Annotated in this window: 13 protein-coding genes; 5 read left to right on the forward strand and 8 right to left on the reverse strand. The window is 44.9% G+C overall.

Going from position 1 to position 18269, the window contains the following annotated elements:
- Positions 1-65 precede the first annotated feature (65 nt).
- The 6 genes from MCB1EB_RS02410 to MCB1EB_RS02430 all read right to left on the reverse strand — a co-directional run bounded on the left by MCB1EB_RS02410 (position 66) and on the right by MCB1EB_RS02430 (position 8586).
- Positions 66-2114: a josephin domain-containing protein gene (locus MCB1EB_RS02410; RefSeq protein WP_045363176.1), complete on the reverse strand. Its 2049-nt coding sequence runs from the start codon at positions 2112-2114 to the stop codon at positions 66-68.
- Between the two features lie 515 nt (positions 2115-2629).
- On the reverse strand, positions 2630-3415 hold the full coding sequence (locus MCB1EB_RS02415; RefSeq protein WP_126353840.1) for a hypothetical protein: 786 nt from the start codon (positions 3413-3415) through the stop codon (positions 2630-2632).
- A gap of 131 nt (positions 3416-3546) precedes the next feature.
- Positions 3547-3678, reverse strand: a complete 132-nt coding sequence (locus MCB1EB_RS12560; protein WP_431311531.1) for a hypothetical protein — start codon at positions 3676-3678, stop codon at positions 3547-3549.
- A gap of 129 nt (positions 3679-3807) precedes the next feature.
- Positions 3808-5769 (reverse strand): josephin domain-containing protein, encoded by a 1962-nt coding sequence (locus MCB1EB_RS02420; protein ID WP_045363174.1) that lies wholly within the window; start codon positions 5767-5769, stop codon positions 3808-3810.
- A 670-nt stretch (positions 5770-6439) separates the two neighbouring features.
- Positions 6440-8122, reverse strand: a complete 1683-nt coding sequence (locus tag MCB1EB_RS02425; RefSeq protein ID WP_045363172.1) for a glycosyltransferase family 39 protein — start codon at positions 8120-8122, stop codon at positions 6440-6442.
- Positions 8123-8175: 53 nt separating this feature from the next.
- The gene (locus MCB1EB_RS02430) at positions 8176-8586 is read right to left on the reverse strand and encodes an Mth938-like domain-containing protein (protein WP_045363171.1); all 411 of its coding nucleotides are present in this window, start codon (positions 8584-8586) and stop codon (positions 8176-8178) included.
- A 75-nt stretch (positions 8587-8661) separates the two neighbouring features.
- On the opposite strand from MCB1EB_RS02430, the gene MCB1EB_RS02435 reads away from it, so the two are divergent.
- On the forward strand, positions 8662-9903 hold the full coding sequence (locus MCB1EB_RS02435; RefSeq protein ID WP_045363170.1) for a pyridoxal phosphate-dependent aminotransferase: 1242 nt from the start codon (positions 8662-8664) through the stop codon (positions 9901-9903).
- Between the two features lie 19 nt (positions 9904-9922).
- On the opposite strand, the gene pyrF is transcribed toward MCB1EB_RS02435, so the two are convergent.
- Together pyrF and MCB1EB_RS02445 are read right to left on the reverse strand one after the other, a co-directional pair.
- A complete protein-coding gene (gene pyrF, locus MCB1EB_RS02440; RefSeq protein ID WP_045363168.1) occupies positions 9923-10753 on the reverse strand; it encodes an orotidine-5'-phosphate decarboxylase in 831 nt (276 codons plus the stop codon).
- A 288-nt stretch (positions 10754-11041) separates the two neighbouring features.
- Positions 11042-12379, reverse strand: coding sequence for a 2-hydroxycarboxylate transporter family protein (locus tag MCB1EB_RS02445; protein WP_026921092.1), 1338 nt, complete (start codon positions 12377-12379; stop codon positions 11042-11044).
- A gap of 168 nt (positions 12380-12547) precedes the next feature.
- On the opposite strand from MCB1EB_RS02445, the gene MCB1EB_RS02450 reads away from it, so the two are divergent.
- The 4 genes from MCB1EB_RS02450 (at position 12548) to MCB1EB_RS02465 (ending at position 18213) form a co-directional block, all read left to right on the forward strand.
- Entirely contained in the window at positions 12548-13498 is a 951-nt protein-coding gene (locus tag MCB1EB_RS02450) for a LysR family transcriptional regulator (protein ID WP_026921091.1), read from the forward strand.
- A gap of 280 nt (positions 13499-13778) precedes the next feature.
- Positions 13779-14708 (forward strand): LysR substrate-binding domain-containing protein, encoded by a 930-nt coding sequence (locus MCB1EB_RS02455; protein ID WP_026921090.1) that lies wholly within the window; start codon positions 13779-13781, stop codon positions 14706-14708.
- Between the two features lie 220 nt (positions 14709-14928).
- The gene (locus tag MCB1EB_RS02460; protein WP_045363167.1) at positions 14929-16233 is read left to right on the forward strand and encodes an MFS transporter; all 1305 of its coding nucleotides are present in this window, start codon (positions 14929-14931) and stop codon (positions 16231-16233) included.
- 63 nt (positions 16234-16296) lie between these two features.
- Entirely contained in the window at positions 16297-18213 is a 1917-nt protein-coding gene (locus MCB1EB_RS02465) for an ATP-binding cassette domain-containing protein (protein ID WP_045363166.1), read from the forward strand.
- Positions 18214-18269: the final 56 nt, after the last annotated feature.

The following is an 18269-nucleotide window of genomic DNA, read 5'->3' on the forward strand; positions in this document are numbered from 1 at the left end:
AAATGATTAAGCTCAAATTCTAATCCTTTTCTAGGATGATACTAGACAGTACTTTAATGGGGTTGCTAATGGACTTGCGCTACTCCCCATTTTTCTGCCGCTTTCTTGAACGCTTCAATGGTGGCTTTATTGATTTGAGTTTTCCTAGAACGGAAGTCCAATCTTGGAGTCTGATGGAGGAAAGAGGCAAAAATCCTTAAAATTTGACTTCTATTTACACCATATCGTGCAGATAGCCTAGCATTAAAATCACATAAAAATTTATAAGTGTCATTTCGAAATGCCTGCTGCTCTACAAAGAGATCGTTGCTGATATTCTGTAATTCGGAAAAATCTATAGTAGGTGGATAAAAATACTCTTCGATAAAATCTTCGCCGTATGGATCGCTGTTAGTAATAGAGTCTTTGAATAACTCGGGAAGATTTTTAGTAGAATTTTTTATGCTTAAAATATCTTCTGAAGTAAAGCATAAAATATTTGCTGTGGGAGAAATTTGCGCCGCATAATTTAACCAATTTTTATGATCTTCTGAAATGCATTCTGGACCTTCTCCCAGGCTATCTAATAACCACCATTTATTCTCAGCATCGCGGCGTAGCACTGCAATAGACCCATATATATCAACAATGATGCGCTCAGCCTTTTCAAAGTTAGCATTTGATACTATATCAAATCTATTTGGAAGGTTTAGGTTGTAAAGTCCATTAATCGTGCGAATGACATTTTCAATGTGTTTTTGTTGATCAAAGACGCCTGTTTGACGGAGATACTCTGTGTATGAAATAGAGTTACCGTTAGGCGTTGGATTCCAGCCTGCAGCCAAATCTTCTTGTGTGCAAACCTCGCCAGTTATTTTGCCGCCATCATAGTATTTGCGCATGAGCCTACGTTGTCGACCGGAAACCTGAGGATTGTTTTTGATAGCAATCAAATTCATGTAGCGCTCATACTCATCTGGAGTAATAAGACGTTGCTCCCCTAAAGTCTCTGGAGTAATAAGATGTTCCCCTAAAGCCATATGCACAATACCAAGAGCAATATCCTGGGGGGCCTCTTGATCATATTTTTCAAAATATACGGTTTTGTTAAGAGAGCCCTGGCTTAGTGTCAATGAAGAGGGTGGAGATGCCAACTCTAGTAAAGAATTAGATGGTACTTGTTCGTTAGAAGGAACTCCGCTTATCACCGACGAAGAAATGGCGGAGTGTAAGGCAAATTCGGGCCTTAAAAAACTGGAAAAACGTTTGTCAATAACGCTCGGTGGTGTTCTAATTAATGCTTTCTTTGCCTCTTCGAGTTGTGCTGAAGTAAATTGAATCGTACGAACATTATGATGATTCAATCTAAATTCTTCTAACCAATCAATCAGATTATTGTTTGAAATAATTTCTGGACCCTGATAAAGGCTATTCAAGCGATACCAAAAATTTTGATATTTGCGCAATGCAAAAAAATGTCCATCTCCACTAGAAGGGGCATCCTTAGGGACGTCTTCAGAAGTATAATAAACAACTAAGCTGCTAATATTCTCTAAATTGTGCAATAAATTATTTTTATTATCTTCATTAAAATTATCTAAGCTATCTGGTAAATTTAGATAGTAGATTCCATTAATTGCAACAATAACTTCTTCGACTGTTTTCATTCCCCCTAGTATTCCTGTGTAATTTAAATATGTTGAAAAATCGATGGCACCGGGAGCAGCTAATTTAATTTCATTAAACTGACGTTTTAGATTTTCAATTCTAATATGAAGATCTTCGGATTCATTTTCTGTTCGGTGGAAATTAACTAACGCTTGGTATTGATTCAGTGAAATAAGTCTCTCTTCGAAAAATCCTGTAGTGGCAACTTCTCTAGCTCCAATCAGCATTGTATATTTGTCGTAATATTTAGGTGAGATGAAATGGTCGCCTAAAGCCATGTTGGTAGCATGAATAGCGCAATTTTCGTCTGTTTGTTTTTCAAAGTACGGTAATGATAATGCCTCAGAGAATAGTGACTTAGAGTCTTGCGATTTTATTTCTTCTGCTTTTTTTTCATCGCCTCCACCACCACAAGCGACATTAATTGTTATTAATGAGGTGGTAGCAATAAATTTTATTGTTTTCATCCGAACTCTATGGGTACAGTGCAAATGTATCATTAGTGAGTAACCTTATTTTAATGATGTGTCTGATTTAGAGTATTGGGTGAATGGTGGGGGTATTCTCTGAAAATTTGGTCTATTTTTAATGCAATTTGTGCGCCTTCAGCTTATTGTGAAATAAAATAAATAGCATAAAATTTCCTCTGAATTATCTGATTAGTTTATTGGTTTTTCAATGTTGTAAATATAGTTTAAAGAGTTATTTATTATTCTTTTTACCTCATACAGCATTATCGTTTTTGTATATCCCATGAAAATATCCAGATGGTATAAGTGGTTAGGCTCTTAATATCGGTAAATAGTGTATAGGGGTTATGGTTTTCATGTCACTCAGGAAAATAATGAGCAGATCACGTTATCTGTCGGGAGAGATTCATATTTACGCTCGCTACTACTCTAAGCTGTGGCAAGTTAAGTGTGGTGCTGGGCCAGTGTAAGAAGGCGGAGGGCTGGCTGTAGAGATTAAGCAGGAACATAAATCAAGAGGTCGAGGCTATATCTAATGCATTTTGAAGATACTCTACAATGCGCGGAGGAAAGTAAAGAATGCGGGAGTCTAAAATTAAATCAGGCGAATCAAGCGTTAACTCTGCTTTTAGCTGTGTAATATAATCAATATGATTAGTAGAAAGTTGATCACCATTTTTTTTGTGCCAAATATTATTTTCATCTTTGTAAAATCCATCAAAATGGCTATTTGTGAGAATGATTAAGCCTTTGGCATCTATAAAATCTTCTTTGGCAAGGGCGTCATCAAATTTTTCCAAAATAGTTGGAAATTCTAATCCGAACTTAAATTTGATTACATCTATAACATGTTCAATCGCTTTGTTATGACCCAAAAGGCCGCGCTCTGTCATAAGGGTCTTGAATGTTGGATCAAAGGAGGCTGAAGAAGAAATTTTGGCTTTATCGAAGGCCTCTTCTAAGTTTTTTAGAGCAATAGAGCTATATTTTTTTGTTTCGTCCTTAAAATGCGCGCGAAGCAGACATCGTTGTTCTTCAGAAAAACGTGGATCGTCCATGCTCTGATTTTCCATATATTCATAGTACTCTTTGGGAGAAATAAAACGCCTATTTCCTAAGGCCCAATTGACAGCACGAATAGCGCAATTTCCAGTTGTCTCTATATCAAAATAAGGTTTTTCTATTATCTGAGGCTGTGCTATAGTTTTTTTGTTACTATTTTTTTCGCCTCCCCCGCCGCACGCTGAAACAAAAAACAGCTGTAGTATAATTATTCCAAAAAGCTTAGAAGGTTGCATGATAAGTGCCTAATTAAACTTGAACTTTTATTATAATAATAAATACTTAATTTTAAAGGCGAAATCTGTTGTTTTTTTGGAAAATTAAGGTTCTCTATTTGAAATTACTTTGCGGATTAGTATGAATAAAGTCAGCGCTGAATTCGGAACTCAAGTATTGACAGCGATTTTTCAGCCGATTGCTCAATGCTAAAACTTAGGTCATCTTGGTACTGAACCATGATCATCGTATGCCGCAGATAAAACGGCATCGTATTGGCCACAACATCATAACCCAATAAAATGGCGCATAAGCTGGCAGTTTTGCCAGCTTATGCGCCGCGTTTGCCAGGGGGGGGGGGCGTCCGAATGTAACTTTGGCAGATCTCTCACGCATATGTAATGAGATGGCTTTAATGAGGCTGCTGATTGGTTTGTTCAAGGCCCCATTTTGCTGCCGCTTCTCTAAACGCTTTAATGGTGTCTGGATTGATTTCTTCTTTGTATTTTCTCTCAGAAGTAGAGGTAGAACTAGAAGTGGAATTAGATACTGGGATCTGCTCGATGAAAGCGTTAAAAGTCTCTAAGATTTTACTTCTGTCTCCTCCACCTTGTCTAAACAGCTTGAGGATAAATTCATGTAAGAATTTATAAGTGTTATCTTGAAATGCGGGCTGCTCTGAAAAAAGTTCTTCGCTAATATACTGCAATTCTAATGGACTTAGTGAGGGTAGGTAAAAAAATTCTTCGACAAAATCCCTGCCGAATGGATCGCTTTTGGTCATAGAGTCTGCGAAGGGGGTGGGAAGATTTTTAGTCGGGCTTTCTAGCTTGAGAATGTCATCTACGGTAAAACATAACAGCTTTATATTGGGAAAAAATTGAGCGGTCTTCTGCAACCAATTTTTAGGGCCCTCTGAAAGTAATTTTGGATTCTGCGCCAGAATATCTAATAACCACCATTTATCATTAAGATCGCGGCGCAGCACTACAAAAGATCCATCTAAATCAACAATCATCCGCTCAGCGTTCGCCACATTAGCGTTTGCTTCTATATTGAATTCGTTTGGAATTTTTAGATCATAAAGATCATTAATCGTATTAATGACGTTATAAATATTTTTGTCTTGGTCAAAAACACCTGTTTGGTGGAGATACTCTTTGTATAAAAGAGCGTCATTGTAAGCTGCTAGATCCCAGGCTTCTTCCAACATTTCTCGTGTATAGAATTCGCCTGTTGATTCTCCCGCATCATAATATTTGCGCATAAGCCTACGTTGTCGGCCTGAAACATGAGGATTGTTTTTGATCGCAATTAAATTCAGGTAACGCTCATAATCATCTGGAGTAATAAGCTCTGTCCCTAAAGCCATATGCACAACCTCGTTTGCGATATTTTTATAATCTGCTTTGTCATAGTGTGGGAAATACCAGATTTCTTGTTCGTTAAAAGTAGCTTCGCTTGGCTCAGGCGAGAGCATTGGGGGAAGTGAGTCGAACACAGATTTTGGAAGGTGAAACGGAATTTCGTTAGAAAGATGCGGTGATTTTGTATGGAGAGCATTTTTTGCTGCTTCAATTTGTGCTGAAGTAAAGTAAATAATATGAGTCTCATCATGATTTAAGGTAAATTCATCTAGCCAATTGATAGGATTGTCGTTTAGAAGAATTTGGGGACCTTGAAGGAGACTGTCCAATTGATACCAATTATTTTCATATTTGCGTAGCACGAAAAAATGATCATCCGTATAAACCACTATACTTGCAACGTTTTCAAAATCCCAAGCTAAGCGAGCTAAATTATCGTCGTTAAATTTGTTTAAATTAATCGGGAGATTAAGGTTATAAATTTTGTTAATCACAATGATAACGTTTTCGATGGCCTTTTTTCTTCCTAAAACGCCTGTTTGATTTAAGTAGTCTTCTAATTCTATTTTGTTGGGTAGGTTGGAGGCGGCGCTATTAAAGTTAAGCTCTAATTGCTTGATCTTTTCGTTAAAATCTTCCAGGTTATTTTCTGGATTTAAAAAATGAACTAGCGCGTGGTATTGATTTTCTGTTATATACCCTTCATTTGGATTTTCTTTATTAATCAGAGACTTAGCTCCAATAAACATTGTGTATTTATCGTAGTATTCGGTTGAGATAAAGCGCTCACCTAGAGCCATATTAATAGCGTGGATAGCGCAATTTGCATCTGTTTGGCTTTCGAAGTATGGCAAGGCTGGTATAGCAGAGCGCTGGGAATTTATTTCTTCTTGATGTTGGATTATCTCTTCTATGGCCCTTATCTCTGCTTCTGCGCTGCCTACAGCGCCACAAGTGGCAATGGCTATCGTTAAAGACGTAGTATTAATAAATTTGAGTGATCTCATTTTGGCACCACGAAATATTTAAATAAGTGTTACTAGATAATAGACAATTTTTTGAATATGGGTTTATTTTGGGTTATGGTGGCGCAGAAATACGGGTAGGTCCTTCTTATATAACCTGACACAGTCACGCTTTTAATAGTAATAAAAATATAGAATCAATTGCTCTGAGGTGGGGCGGAATAGGCGTGACGCTAGGCAAGTGGATGGCAAAGGGGGGGGCTGCCGGTCGAAATGTAATGTTTGCGGCGGTGGAGAATCGCGTTGATTAAGATATTTAAGGCTGACGGAGAGGGGGGTATATGACTAAGCCTAACGGTTCTGCCGGTACGGCTGCATAAACCCATCAATTTGCCACGGAGACTCGGCTAAAGCCTGTGGCAACATCGGTTTACTACCCTCACAGGTAACGGGGCGGGGGGAGCGCTTGATGAAGACAATGCAGCGCGTTTACATTGCCTTCATGCCAGAGTCGCGCTCTGTAACCGTGACAAACAACTGGCCTATTGCAGTTGGGTCTGGCAATGCTCTACGCTCTTACCGCACATTGCAATACCGATCACTGCGTGAGTTCAGTATCAGATAAATTTATTCCCCCAGTGTGCTCTAGCGACTGGTTATATGGGAACAAATTTAATTTTAATTTAAAATTTATTGTTTAAGCTCATATGGGCTATGCTGGTTTAGCAATAATTACGCGATGCGGATCGTGCGCGATCACTCGCATTGGCACACCACGCGCAACCAGTGTTTCGTAAAGCCTCACTGGCACTAGTGCCAGCGCGTACTGATCCTGTTGCCAGCGTTGCATCCAGAGTTCCAGCGTCGGTACCCATTTTTCGGGCTCTTGCTCAATGCCAAAACGCAATTCATCTTGGTGCTGAACCATGATCATGGTACGTCGCAGATAAAACGGCATCGTATGGTCAAGCGCCATCACTGAATAAAATGGCGTATGTGCTGGCAGTTTAGCCAGCTCGGCTTGCACCGCGCTGACTAAAGGTGCGCCCGAGCGTATTTTTCCGAATATTTCATGAGCGTTGCCGGCAATCATAATAGCGATAAACCAGCCACCGGCGTAAACGCATAATGCTCGTAGGGTTGCCGCTGGATGCTTACGTTGGTTAATCCAAGCGGATAGCGCAATGCCTATCAATGCGGTTGTGAGCGCAAGATAAACCCAGCTTTGATAACTGCGATAGAGGGTATTTTCAGCGGGCGTATCGCCCATATAGGCCAAAACTAATGCGCCGACGTAGCCAGCGCTGACCACTATCGTTTGGCCGAGCAGATGTCGGCGCCATTGCGTTGGTCCAATTAAGGGTAAATAATGGCCAAGCAACAGCGCTAGTGCGGGCGCAATGGGTAAAATATATGAAATGAGTTTTGAATGCGAAACGCTAAAAAAAACAAAAATAAACACCGACCAAACCAGCAGTAATTTCACTGGCGAAAAACCATTCGACTGGGGTGGAGTTTTAAGAGCGTGCCTGAGACTTTGCCAAAGTATAGATAACCAGGGCAAAAAACCAAGTATCAGCACTGGTGCGAAATAATAAAATGGCCCAGGGCGGTTTTGCTCAGGTGTTAAATAGCGGCGAAATTGCTGCACAATAAAGAAAAATTCGAAAAATGCGGGATTTTTTTGTTGAACCAGGACGAACCAGGGTACTGTCAGCGCCGCGAATATGACGCTGCCAGTAAGCAAATGAAGCCGTTTCCAAAGCGCCCAATCGCGGGTAATCAGCGTATATAAAACCAGTACCGCAGCGGGTAAGATGGCGCCTACTAAACCCTTACTCAATACGGCAAGCGCGATTGCCGCCCAGCACAGCCACATCCAATAGCGCGTTGCCGTAGCAGCAAGGCCGGGGCGCTGCGCTAGTAATAATGCACATAAAGCAGCTTGCATCCAAAATGCGAGTCCCATATCAAGTACATTGAAATGGCCAAGCAAGTTCCAATAAGGCGCAGAGGCGAGCGCAAGTGCGGCAAAAAACCCTGCGCGTGCGCCAAAAACGCGTGCGCCAGTCAAGCCAGCGAGCAGCACGCCAGCAAAACCACACAAGGCAGTATACAAACGCGCCTGCCAATCTCCAATCCCGAACCAAGCAAAGGTCGCGGCATTAAACCAAGTTTGTAGCGGCGGTTTCTCAAAATAAAGGTAACCGTTGTAGCGTGGCGTAATCCAATCGCCGCTCATGAGCATTTCCCGCGCGATTTCAGCGTAACGACCTTCATCCGACGGAATCAAATGGCGGAGATTCAATTGCATAAACCAGATCAGGGCGAAGAGGGCGCCCAACACAAGCAGCGTAGTGCGAGAAAAGAGCTTGGATGAAGAAGCGTCATGCATAAGAGGTATCAGCGTAGGTAGGTTAGGAGTTGGCGGTTTGAATCCGTTGGCTTTTATTGGGTGTCAACCTGGGATTCAGTGGTTTCAATCAGCAGCGCAGCAACGACACGGCGGCCTTCGGCCACTAAAATGTTGTAAGTGCGGCAAGCGGCGTAAAGATCCATGGTGTCCACTCCAATTGCGCGTGTAGTCAGCGCGCTAATGAACGCAGCAGGAGGAAAGCGTAGCTGTGCGCCACTGCCAAAAATGACGACCTCAATTGCTTCAGTTGACGCAGCACTCGCGAGCAGGTTGAAATGTTCGCCGCTTAAAGCATTAAACGATGATACTGGCCAGGTTTGCACAGGCGATGTCGGCCGTACCAGAACGCTATGAGCATAGCGAGTTTGATTAATTTCAACATATCCGGCGCCGTAAGCGGTGATAATGTTGTGCGTTGATGAAGGGTCCGGGTGTAGTTTCAAAATGCTATTTCCGCAAGATCTGAAAAAATAAATACAAGCTACAATTTGTCCAAATTATATCTGTAGAGGTGAGCTGTGAAGCCGATTCATAAATCTAACAAATTACTCAACGTTTGCTACGATATTCGTGGGCCTGTGCTGGAAGAAGCACGGCGTCTTGAAGAGGAGGGCCAGCGGATTATCAAGTTGAATATCGGTAATTTAGCGCCGTTTGGTTTTGCTGCGCCTGACGAGATTGTACGGGATATGATGCGTAACCTGGACGCTTCAGCAGGGTATTCTGACGCCAAAGGCGTATTTGCCGCGCGCAAAGCGGTGATGCATTATGCGCAGCAAAAGGGTATTGCTGGCGTAGAGCTTGATGATATTTATTTGGGTAACGGTGTCTCCGAATTGATTGTCATGTCGATGCAAGCGCTCCTTAATAATCACGATGAAGTTTTGCTGCCAGCGCCCGATTATCCATTATGGACTGCGGCGGTGAGCTTAGCGGGCGGGACGCCAGTGCATTATTTATGCGATGAGCAAAATGGTTGGTTGCCCGATATTGATGATATGCGCGCTAAGATCACTGCAAATACCCGTGCCTTGGTTATCATTAATCCCAATAACCCAACCGGCGCGCTGTACCCGGAAGATTTTCTTAAAGCGGTGGTTGAGCTGGCGCGCCAACATGGTTTAATTGTTTTGGCGGATGAAATTTATGACAAGGTCATTTATGATGAACTGTCACATACATCAATCGCGGCGCTTTCTGAAGACGTATTCACCATCACTTTCAATGGCCTGTCAAAAAGCTACCGCGCCTGCGGCTACCGTGCTGGCTGGATGATTCTATCGGGGCTAGCAGAGCCATTGCGACGCCAGCGCGCGCGTGATTACATCGAGGGCTTAAATATTTTGGCATCGATGCGTTTATGTCCGAATGTGCCAGGTCAATACGCGATTCAGACCGCATTAGGCGGTCACCAGAGTATTCAAGCGTTGACTGCACCCGGTGGCCGGCTTTTTAAGCAGCGCGCCTTAGCTTATGAGATGCTGAGCGCAATTCCAGGGGTTTCATGCGTTAAACCCAAAGCTGCGCTTTATCTTTTCCCGCGGCTGGATCCTGTGCTGTATCCGATTCAGGATGATCAGCGTTTTATTTCTGAGTTGCTCCGAGAGACGCGCGTGCTGGTCGTGCAGGGCACTGGGTTTAATTGGCCAACCCCGGATCACTTCCGTGTCGTATTTTTGCCCAACCTTGACGATTTGCGTGAAGCCATCGAGCGTATAGCGCAGTTTCTGGATAAATACCGTAGGCAATATAAACGTTGATTGCGGTGCCGCAGATGGCCTAGTTAAGTGGACTGGGTCGACGATAGAGATTGATTGCATCACGGGTTTCCCGCGCCGCTTGGCTCGCTGCTGCGGCAAAATCACTGCCATTACTGGCGTATAAAATGGCGCGCGAGGAATTGATTAACATGCCCAAACCTTGCTCGGTACGCCCTGCTTTGACGGTGGCGGCAATATCGCCCCCTTGCGCGCCAATGCCTGGAATGAGTAATGGCATGTCGCCCACCATCTTGCGTACCGTGCTGATTTCATGGGGAAACGTAGCGCCTACGACGAGGCCAATCTGACCATTTGTATTCCATTTCTGGCTTGCATATTCGGCGACAATTTGATAGAGCGGGCGTCCGTTGCTGTTAAGAAACTGTAACTCAGAGCCGCCTGGATTAGAGGTGCGGCACAGCACAATCACCCCTTTATCTTGATGGGCGAGATAGGGTTCAATTGAGTCAAAGCCCATATAAGGATTGACGGTTACCGCATCTGCCTGGTAGCGTGTAAAAGCCTCGTGGGCATATTGCTGAGCCGTACTCCCAATATCACCGCGTTTTGCGTCAAGGATGACGGGCAATCCAGGATATTCGGTATGAATATAGGCAATCAGCTGTTCGAGCTGAGCTTCTGCCCGGTGCGCGGCAAAATAAGCGATTTGCGGCTTAAAAGCGCAAGCATAAGTCGCGCTTGCGTCGACAATGGCGCGGCAGAATTCAAAAATTTTATCGGAATTTCCCTTAAATGAGGCTGGAAAACGAGCGGGATCAGGGTCAAGACCAATACAGAGTAATGAGTCATTACGCTGCCAGGCGTTCGTTAGGCTTTGAATAAAAGACATAGTAAAAAGGTGAGTGGCTAAGTTGGCGAAAGAGGGTTGGCCCTGTGCTTAAATTAGGTTAACTGGCAGCATGATATCTTCTGTCTGGTGTTTGAGCCAGTATGCAGCACTGAGGAGTATTTAAGCGAATGGCATAAGCTTTTGCGTTTACCCAGCTTGGTCAGGGGTAGCTTGGCCGGATTATGCAAAAATGCTGAGGTGATAATTGATCACCTCAGCACCACTCCAATAAAGTATGCATGAGTTTGGAATTTCGCTATAGCCCAGCGTTGCTTGGGGAGATAAGTGTTAGGTTAAATTTCCTAACAATAAGAGAGCAATGGTGATGGTAAGCGCACCACCCAGACGGGTCGCCATTTGGGCAAATGGCATAAGTTGCAAGCGATTAGAGGAAGTGAGAATCGCCACATCGCCAATGCCGCCCATACCGCTATGGCAAGCATTAATAATCGCCCCTTCAATGGGATACAAACCGACCCAACGCCCGACAAAAAAGCCCACTGAGGTTAGAGTCAGCACGGTAGCAACAATGGTAATAATATTGGCTAAATTGAAAGCGGCTACCAAATCATTCCAAGGGGTGATAGTGATGCCAATTGCAAAGAGCAAGGGATAGGTCACCGCGGTTGAGAAAAAACGATAAACGGTGCGTGCGCCATCTTCTAATTTAGGTGAAACTGCGTAAGTAAGCTTGGCGAGCACCGCGAGAAAGAGCATCGTGACTGGGGCGGGTAGGCCGGTTAACTTATGCGTAAGAATGCCTAAAATATAGAGCATAATCGCGATCAGGCCAGCCGCGGCAATATTTTCCACTGGAGCCACGCCGGTGTTGTGGTTTTTTAATAATTCGCCATCGTCTTCAGTATGTAAGCGCCCATTGCCGGTGAAATGAGTGTAGCGTTTACCAAGTTGGTTCAATAAACCCGCGCAGATAATCGCGGTTAAATTGCCGAGCATAACGGCCGGTAAAACTTGGGCGAATAGCTGCTTTTGCGGCAGGTTCATAATATCGGCATAACCGAGCGTGAGAGGAATGGCACCCTCACCGATACCGCCGGCCATGATAGGAATCACGATATAAAAGAACGTATGATGTGCGCCCAAGCCCAAGGCCATGCCCGTGAGAGTACCCACAATAGCCGCGGCGACGGAGCCAACCGCGAGAGGAATAAAGATTTTAGCGAAGCCTCTTAAAATCGTCAGGCGGTGCATGCCGAGGATGCTGCCCACCACCACGGAAGCGATGAATAGGTAAAGTATATTAGTCGTTTGCCAGAAATCATTAATTGAGCTGACTAATTGGTTGGGCAGAAGTTGGTAATAGACCAGGCAGGAGGGCAGAAAGGTGGTGACAATCACGGGGCCGCCGATTTGGCGTAGTACCGGAATGCGAGCGCCTAGTTCGGCACACGTAAAGCCGAACACGGTGAGTATCGCAATCATGACCGAAATATCGTTAGGAATTTTTTGTAAAGCAAACAAAACACCCAAGCAAACAACAATGATGCAATATACTGGCAATGGGATAATGCCGACGCGTTGATCCATGCGCTTGTGCCAATAGCTTGACCAAGATTTTTTGCTAGGCCGCAGTAATTCAGTGCTGGCTAAGGAAGTTTGTTGCATCGTAAGTATCCCCGTAATGCTACTTATTTTTGTGTTCACGCACGATTCTAAAAATTACGAATTGGTTTAATCTCGATTCTGATACTTTAGTTACATAAGCGCTATCAATCTAATCATTTTTTCTTTAGGATTGATTCCATTTGGTTATTAAGATTTTGAGAGTGATATATGCATACTGCGTTGTGTACTTTTCAGGCGCTTAGCAGGCAACTCAAGTTTCGCCACTTAGTATTACTCGACGCACTGGCGCAAACGAAAAATATGCGGTTAGCTGCCGAGCGAATAAATGTAACACAGCCCGCTGCCACTAAGACGTTACACGATCTCGAAGAATTACTGGGTATTTCTTTATTTGATAGATTGCCACGCGAAATGCGTCCCACTGAATTGGGCATTTTAGTGATTCGTTATGCGCAGCGTGCGTTGAATGATTTAGAACGATTCGTTGGTGAAATTAATGTTAAGAAAGATGGCGGGTATGGCTACCTTTCGATTGGCGCTATCTCGGCTTCTCTGGGTAATGTGGTTACCACTGCCATTAGAATCATCAAGCAGCGCCGCCCATTATTAACTGTTAGGCTTTTCGAACAGAGTAGCGATCAATTATTGGTTGGACTTGAGCAGAAAAAATTTAATTTTATTGTGGGTCGCTTCACGGAAATTCATCAAAAAAATATCTTTAATTTCGAGGCCTTGATCGACGAAACGCTGTGGGTAGTGGTCGATAGCCGGCATCCTCTGCTTAAGAGAAAGAAGATAAACATACATGAATTAAGAGATTGGCCGTGGATTTTGCAGCCTCCTGCTAGTCCATCGCGTCAGCTTCTCGAAGAAAGTTTCTCTCAAGCGGGAATCCCCATGCCAGCGAATTTGACCGAGATGCCTTCGGTTTTTCCGGCGCTGCAACTTTTGCAGTCGAGCAATATGATTGCTTTACAGTCGCGCTCCGCCGTGAGTGAATACGTCCGACGAGGGGTGCTGGGACGTTTGCCGATCGAATTCGGTCATAAGATGAGTCCATATGGGATTTTAGCTCGTAAAGATGAGATTTTGTCTGAAAGTGCGCAAGAATTCGCTGCTACTTTGCGCGAAGCAGTGCGGGAAATATGCGTGGAGTAGATGGCTTGGCAGATCATTTATTCAAGCGACATGCAAATCGCCCAATTATCAAAGCGAGCTCCTATCAATTGAGTTAAAATTTCTACTAAAAAGTAAACATTTCGTGTAAGTTTGTGGGGTGCTGGGCGCATAATGCTCTTTTAAAATCAACTAAAAATGGCGATCTTCTGCAATTGGCCAAAAAATGTTACGTTCTTTTTGAGCTGCTATGCTCGCGCATGGCTTTTAAGTGCATCATCCTTGTACATAAAAAATAAGCAAAATCTGGATAAAAGGTTATATGGATATTAAGGCGCTACGCTACTTCTTAGCGATTGTTGACTATGGCAGCTTAACCAAAGCCGCTGAAGTTGTGGGGGTGGCGCAACCTGCGCTCAGTCAGCAACTTACAGCTCTTGAAGCGGAATTCGACGTGCAGTTGCTACATCGTAGTTCTAAAGGCATTGCGTTAACGAATGCAGGTAGGGTGCTTTATCGGCATGCTTGTACGATTTTGCGGCAATTGTCTTTGGCCAGTGACGATGTCAAATCAATCGGAGCAAAAATTTCTGGCAAGGTGTCAATCGGATTGCCGCCTACGGTTGCTGCTCGGCTTGTCATGCCATTGATTAAAGCGGTGCGAGAACGTTTCCCGGAAGTGCGCTTACAGATATTTGAAGGGTTGAATGAATATATGCTGGAGCGCTTTTTTAATCAGCGCTTGGATTTTATTTTTCTGTTTCGCAGTACCGGTAGCCAAACCATTGAAGCGTTGCCACTTGCACAGGAAGCCTTGTCTCTAATTGGTTATCCAGAGCAACGTTTACTACGCGTCGATCAACCTGACACAGCGCCTATTATACCTATAGAAAACTTGGGTAGTTTGCCGTTGGTGTTGCCGGGTAATTCGCAAGAAGGACTGCGCCATCAGATAGAGGAGGTATTTGCGCAGAGAAGTATTGACGTTAATGTAGTTGTCGAGTTGGATTCGCTGAAACATTTACTGGAGTGTGCGCGGGAAGGCTTAGCTTGTACGATTTTGCCCACATCGGTTTTGGTCGGAGAAAATGCCAATCTTCCACACTATCAGATACAGCCAGAGATTAGAAGGTCCTTGTCTTTGTGTTGGTTAAGGAGTGCGCAATTGATACCCGCGGCTCATGCAGTCAAGGAGGTTGTGCAGGAAATTACAGGCCAGCTTGTGAATACAGGGGAACTGATGAGTATATAGCGATTATTTTGGGACGCACATGCCTCGCAGATTTCGCCTTGCCTTAAAGCCTCACACACGGCAGGTCACCGGCTATATATGTCTGAGCCTCGGGCGAATAAAACAACTGATTCTATAAGCTATACTCGTATCGGGCACAAATTCAGGTGATTTTAGATTATATTTCTTTCAAGCCTGGCTCTTTATATGGCTTTAAAATTAAATAGGAATGGGGACCAATATGTCTAATAGAAACATTGCTATGCCTACAGCGCCCAGTAATTTAGAAGCGCAAGCATATAAGAAAGTTACGATGCGGCTGGTGCCGTTCCTGGTGCTGAGCTATTTAATTGCTTGGTTAGATCGCGTAAATGTGGGTTTTGCTAAGCTGCAAATGTCGGCTGACCTGGGTTTTAGTGAAGCCGTTTACGGCCTTGGCGCGGGGTTGTTTTTTATTTCTTATTTTCTAGTTGAAATACCTAGCAACGTGTTGCTGCACCGGCTTGGAGCTCGCCTTTGGATGGCGCGCATCATGATCTCCTGGGGCATTATCTCGGCAGCCATGATGTTTGCCAAGACTCCATTTACTTTTTATGTGCTTCGTCTTCTGTTGGGTATTGCCGAGGCAGGGTTCTATCCTGGCGTTATTTTATACCTTACTTATTGGTATCCATCCTATCGACGCGGCAAAATTCTAACAATTTTCGCCTTAGGCGCGCCGCTTTCAGGATTGATTGGCGCTCCAATATCGGGCTGGATTATGCAGAACTTTAATGGCGTACATAACCTGGCAGGTTGGCAATGGCTTTTTCTGCTTGAAGGTATTCCATCCATCTTTATCGGTTGCGCTGCGTTTTTCATATTAACGGATCGAATTAGTCATGCAAAATGGCTCTCTACTCAGGAAAAAGATCTGCTTACTCAGCGTATTCAAGAAGATAGCGCACACAAACTGCCGTTTTCGTTTCGCGCCGCGCTCACGAATGGTCGGGTTTGGTTTCTCACGTTGATTTATTTTTGCCTGATTATGGGTTTTTACACCGTTGGTTTCTGGTTGCCCACCATTATTCAATCTACCGGAATTAAAGATCCGCTGCATATTGGGCTGCTCACGGCCATTCCTTATCTAGCCGCAATGATTGCCTTACCATTGTTTGGGTACAGCGCGGATAAACATCGTGAAAGACGCTGGCATCTTGTCGCGGCTTGTATGATGGGTGGTTTGGGACTCATAACCAGCGTGGTTTGGAGTCATAGTCCAGTGATTACGATCTGTGGTATGACGATTGCCGCTATGGGCGTGATGAGCTCGCTGCCGCTTTTCTGGAGTTTGCCCACGTCTTTTTTGGGTGGCATTGCAGCCGCAGCAGGGATTGGGCTTATCAATTCATGCGGTAACCTGGGTGGCTTTGTCAGTCCGTATGTCATTGGCTTCATTAAAGACCTAACACACAGCATGGATATTGGTCTGTGTGTCATGGCTTCAATGCTTTTCATTGCAGCTTTGCTCACCCTGATGGTGCCAGCGAAACTGGTCAATCGTTAAGCAATTTAAGCTTAAGAAAAGGGCTAGCGGTACAATCTCGGTTTTCTTGGAACAACTGCCGCTATGCCACTTTTTTCTATCACCGGTGCCCAACTTGCGTTTGGGCACGTGGCGCTGCTGGACCGCGCCGATTTCTCAATCGAAACTAATGAGCGCGTTGGCCTGATTGGCCGCAATGGAGCCGGCAAATCGTCGCTGCTGAAAATCGTTGCGCAACGAATTGCGCCGGATGATGGGGTGAGCGCACGCCAGCAAGGTTTAGTCACGGCGTATGTGCCGCAAGAATCGGTCTTCGCGGATAGCGAAACGGTATTTGAGGCAGTGGCCTCAGGCCTTGCCGCCGGCCGCGCGTTGCTTGACGAATTTGATGCGGTGACTGCGCAGCTGGCCGAAACCAATGAAGCGGACCAGCATGATGCACTGCTGACGCAAATGACCAACCTACAAGCCCAACTGGATGCCGCCGATATATGGCAGTGGTCGGCTCGGGTTGAGACTCTTTTGACGCAGTTGGAGCTGGATGGCAAGGCGCTGGTGCAGACACTTTCGGGAGGCGGGCAAAAACGTGTCGCGCTGGGTGCAGCGCTGGTGGCGCGCCCGGATTTATTATTGCTTGACGAGCCCACCAATCATCTTGATTTTGATGGCATGCGCTGGCTTGAAGAGTTATTAATTGCACAACGCGCCAGCGTCTTGTTCATTACCCATGATCGATCTTTTCTGGATCGGGTGGCGACGCGCATTGTTGAGTTGGATCGCGGCCGCTTACTCTCTTTTCCAGGTAATTTTGGCGCTTATCAGGTCCAAAAAGCCCAGCAGTTAGAAGTTGAGCGGATCGAGAACGCAAAATTCGACAAACTACTCGCGCAGGAAGAAATTTGGATTCGCAAAGGGGTTGAGGCGCGCCGTACGCGTAGCGTAGGCCGGATTGGGCGCTTAGTTGAAATGCGCGCAGCCCGCGCCCAGCGGCGCTCAGTGCAAGGTAATCTCAAACTGAATGCCAGCCAAGCAGAAAAATCCGGCAAGTTGGTAGCGGAACTCGATGGCGTGTCAAAGTGTTATGGCGCGCGTATGCTGATTAAAGATTTTTCAGTGACGGTAACACGCGGCGACAGAATCGGTTTAATCGGTCCGAATGGAGCCGGTAAAACCACGCTATTGAAGCTTATCTTAGGCACGGTGCCCCCCGATCAGGGCCGGGCGCGTACCGGCACCCAGTTACATATTGCGTACTTTGATCAAATGAGAGCGCAACTCGATCCTGAGAGAAGCTTGCTTGAGACGATTAGCCCAGGCAGTGATTGGGTTGAGATCAATGGGAAAAAAAAGCATGTGATGAGTTACCTAGGGGATTTTCTATTTGCGCCTGAACGCGCGCGCTCACCGGTAAAATCTCTATCAGGCGGCGAACGCAACCGGCTATTGCTGGCGCAACTTTTTGCCCGTCCATCGAATATATTGGTATTAGATGAACCCACCAATGATCTGGATATTCCGGCACTCGAGCTGCTTGAGGACTTACTTGGCGACTATGACGGCACCGTCTTATTAGTGAGCCACGATCGCACCTTTTTAGACAATGTGGTGACCTCAGTCATTGTGGCCGAAGGCGATGGAATGTGGCGTGAATATGTAGGCGGCTTTGCCGATTGGCAAATGCAACATGCCCGCGCCACGCCAAGCACGTCAGCCAGAACCGCTAAAAGTGTCAGCGCTAGCGCATCTAAAGATCGCGCGGCAGACCATCCGACCCGGCGCGCACTTAAATTATCGTATAAGCAGCAACAAGAGTTAAATGCTTTGCCAGATAAAATTGCCGCTCTTGAAGCTGAACAAAAAGCCATCGACCAACAACTTGTAGATGGCTCGATTTTTGCGCAAGATGCACAACAAGGCGCGCGCTTGGCCGAGCGTCATGCTGAGATAGAAGATGAATTGCTCGCAGCCCTTGAACGTTGGCAGGCGCTGGAAGCCAAATAGAAAAGCCAAAATCTCACTTAAATTCTAAGCCAAGCGTTATTTAATGAATGACAAAC

This window comes from Mycoavidus cysteinexigens, assembly GCF_003966915.1.
In the GTDB taxonomy this organism is placed as follows: domain Bacteria; phylum Pseudomonadota; class Gammaproteobacteria; order Burkholderiales; family Burkholderiaceae; genus Mycoavidus; species Mycoavidus cysteinexigens.

Excerpts from the sequence above, each read along its gene's own strand:
- MCB1EB_RS02410 (WP_045363176.1), bottom strand. The coding sequence starts at position 2,114 with ATGAAAACAATAAAATTTATTGCTACCACCTCATTAATAACAATTAAT.
- MCB1EB_RS02415 (WP_126353840.1), bottom strand. The coding sequence starts at position 3,415 with ATGCAACCTTCTAAGCTTTTTGGAATAATTATACTACAGCTGTTTTTT.
- MCB1EB_RS02420 (WP_045363174.1), bottom strand. The coding sequence starts at position 5,769 with ATGAGATCACTCAAATTTATTAATACTACGTCTTTAACGATAGCCATT.
- MCB1EB_RS02425 (WP_045363172.1), bottom strand. The coding sequence starts at position 8,122 with ATGCATGACGCTTCTTCATCCAAGCTCTTTTCTCGCACTACGCTGCTT.
- pyrF (WP_045363168.1), bottom strand. The coding sequence starts at position 10,753 with ATGTCTTTTATTCAAAGCCTAACGAACGCCTGGCAGCGTAATGACTCA.
- MCB1EB_RS02445 (WP_026921092.1), bottom strand. The coding sequence starts at position 12,379 with ATGCAACAAACTTCCTTAGCCAGCACTGAATTACTGCGGCCTAGCAAA.
- MCB1EB_RS02450 (WP_026921091.1), top strand. The coding sequence starts at position 12,548 with ATGCATACTGCGTTGTGTACTTTTCAGGCGCTTAGCAGGCAACTCAAG.
- MCB1EB_RS02455 (WP_026921090.1), top strand. The coding sequence starts at position 13,779 with ATGGATATTAAGGCGCTACGCTACTTCTTAGCGATTGTTGACTATGGC.
- MCB1EB_RS02460 (WP_045363167.1), top strand. The coding sequence starts at position 14,929 with ATGTCTAATAGAAACATTGCTATGCCTACAGCGCCCAGTAATTTAGAA.
- MCB1EB_RS02465 (WP_045363166.1), top strand. The coding sequence starts at position 16,297 with ATGCCACTTTTTTCTATCACCGGTGCCCAACTTGCGTTTGGGCACGTG.